The organism is Streptomyces sp. NPDC002156 (assembly GCF_053593675.1).
This window is the reverse complement of the sequence record NZ_JBSFDA010000336.1, coordinates 1-3858: the sequence shown is the minus strand read 5'-3', so window position 1 is coordinate 3858 and position 3858 is coordinate 1. Positions and strand designations below refer to the sequence as shown.

General features: G+C 68.8%; 3 protein-coding genes. All 3 read right to left on the bottom strand.

The genetic code is table 11. The annotated features are described in order from the left end of the window. Positions 1 to 154: 154 nt before the first annotated feature. On the bottom strand, positions 155 to 940 hold the full coding sequence (locus tag ACWCRB_RS49370; protein WP_451002307.1) for an SGNH/GDSL hydrolase family protein: 786 nt from the start codon (positions 938 to 940) through the stop codon (positions 155 to 157). A 122-nt stretch (positions 941 to 1062) separates the two neighbouring features. Continuing rightward, entirely contained in the window at positions 1063 to 1791 is a 729-nt protein-coding gene (locus ACWCRB_RS49365) for a DUF6250 domain-containing protein (protein ID WP_451002306.1), read from the bottom strand. Further along, the gene (locus ACWCRB_RS49360) at positions 1788 to 3668 is read right to left on the bottom strand and encodes a rhamnogalacturonan lyase family protein (RefSeq protein ID WP_451002305.1); all 1881 of its coding nucleotides are present in this window, start codon (positions 3666 to 3668) and stop codon (positions 1788 to 1790) included. Before ACWCRB_RS49360 ends, ACWCRB_RS49365 begins: the two co-directional genes overlap by 4 nt. Between the last annotated feature and the right edge of the window lie 190 nt (positions 3669 to 3858).

Genomic DNA, 3858 nt, shown 5'->3' with positions numbered 1-3858 from the left:
GGGCTGCCGCCCCCAGACCCCCGCTATCGGCCTGAACGGCCTCGTCCTCAAACGCCGGACGGGCTGGGATGACCTGGACCGGCACTCAAAGGCACCGAAGGCCACACACCCGCACCCGCACCCAGACAGCGCCCCAAGCCCTAAACCGATCCCCTCACGCAACCCAATCGATCCGACTCTTGATGTCGTCCGGCGACAGACTCCCCTTCGCCGTCACATGATCCCCCGACGACTCGCCCCGCAGCCGCCGCCCGATCCACGGCACCAGGTACTCCCGCGCCCAGTGGACGTCGTCGCGGCGGATCTCCAAGGTGCCTCGGGGCGGCAGCGCGGGCCAAGGTTGGTCCGGGTCGGCCGGGACCTCCAGGCCGAGGACCTGGCCCGCGCGCAGCGCCACGCGCGTGTGGCCCTCGGGAGAGAGGTGCAGCCGGTCGCCGTCCCAAGCCCTGCGGTCCTGAATCGTCTTCAGGGACCACAAGTCGAGCACCGGACAGGCGTAGCGGTCGGCGATGGCCCTGATATGGCCGTTGTACGTCGCGATCTTGCCGCGCATGTGCTTCAGCACCGGGACGTTACGGGTGTCGAATCCCGTCGTCACCATGACCGTGCCGACCGCCGACGTGAGGTCGACGACCGCCCGCTCGAAGCGCTCGGCGAGTTCGTCGGGGTCGCTGCCGGGCCGGATGACGTCATTGCCGCCCGCACAGAAGGAGACCAGGTCCGGCGCCTGTTCCCTGGCCTGCGGAAGCTGCTCGGCCACGATCTGGTCGAGCAGCCTTCCGCGTATCGCGAGGTTGGTGTAGTCGAAGTCGCCTTCCGGGCGCCGGTCCGCGAGCAGTACCGCGAACCGGTCGGCCCAGCCGACGAACGCCCCGTCGGGGCCGGGGTCGCCGACGCCTTCGGTGAAGCTGTCCCCCACCGCCACGTACGACCCGATCACTGCTCTGCTGTCATTCTTCGAATCGTCTGCCACATCGGTCCATGATTCACCTACCGATGTGAGCTACGCGACCGTAGGAAAGGGTTGACTCGCGGTGAGATAAGCCACTCGTCAAGTATTGGTCAACCCGGAATAATAGGGAGACGCAGCTCACGGACGCTGAAATCGGTGATCCGGAAATGGCTCCACGTCGTACGGAAGGCGAAGTGCCCACTCGTGTACGGCTCGGGGTCGCTGTAGTCGAAGACGAGCCGCCCGTTGTTCCACCAGCGGACCGTCGAACCGGCCGAGACGATCCGCACCCGATGCGGCTCGTTCGGGACCAGCAGCGGCTCCGTGTAATCGTAGATCAGCGGGCGCACACCGGCCTCACCGACGTAACGGCGCAGCCGCGTCGTCGTGTTGGTGTTGGCGCCGTAGCCGACGTAGTACGTCTTGAGGTAGTCGTACTCCGCGAGGGCGCCGCCCCGAGGGGTGGCGAAGAGGTCGTCCGGGGAGCGGACGTCGACGGCGTTCCAGAAGTTGTTGAGGTCGGACACGCGGTCGTTGACCCCGCCGGCCGAGACCGGCGTCGCCGTGTACTCGATGACGTACGGCCCTTTCAGCCTCCGCTTGAACCAGATCGTCGCGCCGCTCGGTACGTCGACCTCCAGCACGCCCCGGGCCGCCGTGACGCTGCCGCCGTCCTGGAGTTCGGCGGCCCACTGGCCCAGGCCGTGCCGGAAGTCGTCGCGGGCGATGAGCCGTCCGCGGTGGTGGCCCGGCGAGGCACTCGCCTGGCCGGCCGGGGCCAGGGCCGCCAGCGCCCCGCCGACGGCCAGGGCTCCGAAGGCTCTACGGGTGGTCGTCACGAGGCAGCTCCCTTGGTGGTCGTGATCGAGGGCTTCGGCACCCTGCGGGTCTCGGTGCCGAGGTAGTAGTCCGTGTACGTCGACTGGAGATAGCCGCGCACGGTCCAGCCGAGGCGGTACGCGGGGTTCTGGGCGAGCGTGTAGACGCGCGTCCGCGTCGGCTCGGTGGTGGTGTAGAGGCGCAGTGCGGTGTGGTCGGCGGTCTCGGCGAGGATCTCCTCGCGCCAGTCGCCGATCAGGTCGCCGTAGAAAGGGGTTGCGTTGCGCGGGCCGGAGACGACCCCGGACGGCTCGAAGATCCTCGTACTCGTCTCCGCCTTCGGGTCCCACTTCTCCACGTGCGTGTAGTCGAGGAGTTCGGCCGCCTTGTCGCCGTCCCACCAGATTCGGAAGTTGACGCTCGGCGTGGTCGTGGAGACCTTGCCGTCCTGGACGTTGCGTACGCCCGCGCCGGGGGCCGTGACATCGGCGGTGGAGGTCCAGTACTCGTAGCCGGGGTGACCGGGGTCGATGTCGGCGGCGTTGCCCCGGCCGACGTCGATGTCGGTGTCGTTCTCCCAGCTCGCCGGGTGCTGCCCGGTCACCAGACGCTCACCGGTGTCGGCGTCGTAGTAGTACCAGGGGAACTTCGGTACGACACCCAACTCGGCCTGCTGGATGGCGAATCCCTCCAGACCGGGGCGGTCGGGATCGAGGTCGGCGATGTCGAAGCGGTCGCCGTGTCCGGCGCCGTCGACGACGTACCGGAGCGTGCCGTCGCTGTTGACCACGTAGTTGCCGTCGGCGATCTCGTCCCGGCCGTCCTGGTCGACGTCGACGGTCCGGATCTGGTGGAAACTGGTCGCGCCGCTCGCCGCCGGGACCGCGTACTTCCAACGCCTCGTCAAGTCCTGGCCGTTGAAGTCCCAGCTCTGGATGAGGATGCGGAACGCGCCGCGCCGGGCGCCGACTCGGGTGACCAACTTCGTTACGAGGCTGGGGTGTTCGCCGTCGAGATAGGCGATGCCGAAGTGGCCGCCGGACGGGCCGTCGGCCACCAGGTCGTCGGGCACGGGCCGACGGGTGCGTTCGGTTCCCGTGGCGCCGTCGATCACCGAAATGAACTGCTCGGCGGGCGAGTTGGCGGTGACCTCGCTACCGTCCGCGAGGGTGGTGCCGTCGGCCGTGTGCACCAGCACCTCGGCCCTGCCGTCGCCGTCGAGGTCGTACACCGTGACGTTGTCGTCGTTGCGGTAGCCGCCGATGGCCGTGGAACCGCTGATCGCCGCGGGGGCAGGGTCGTTGGCGCCGTTTCCGCCGACCTGGGTGTAGGAACCGGGGCCGAGATCGACCCGCCACAGCCGCTCGCCGGTGAGCGCGTACGCCTCCAACAGGTCGGGCCTGTCCCGGGTTTGGGAGAGTCTGCTGACGACGAGTTCATAGCGCCCGTCGCCGTCGAGGTCGCCGGGCCAGGCGTGCTGCACGCTGTAGCCGTCGGCGGTGGCGAGGGGGATCTCCGCATACCCCTTGTCGAACGTGAGCGCCGAACTCGGCCGCGACTCCCGCCCGTTGACGACCGCCCGGACACTGTAGGCGCCCGCGCCCCGGCTGTTGTCCTGGTACGTCGTGGACCTGACGATCGGCGCGGTGTTGAGGCGGCGTCCGCCCTTGTACACGTTGAAGGCGATGGCGTTGCCCTGGCGCGCGTACTCGGTGCCGAGCAGCCGCCAGCTGAGGAAGGTGCCGTTTCCGGACGGTACGGCGACCAGGCCTCGGTCGAGGTTCTCGACCACCCGGCGCGGGGGCTCGGCCGCATGCCCGGCGGGCGCGGAGAGCGCCCCGGCCGTCAGGATCGCGGCGATGACGGCGCCGGTTCTTCGGCGTCGACTGGAATGCACAGGTCCTCCGTAGACAGTCGCAAGGAGTAGAAAGCGCTTGCGCAGCAACGGAGTTCACTGTGCCCCCACCTTCTCGCCCTGTCGACGCTCCGGGCACACGCGCCACAAGACTGCAATGCGATGATCATGAAGGGCCAGGTTGAACCAGAAGATCAGCTGCACCAGCAGCGGCGTACCGCGGAAGAACCAC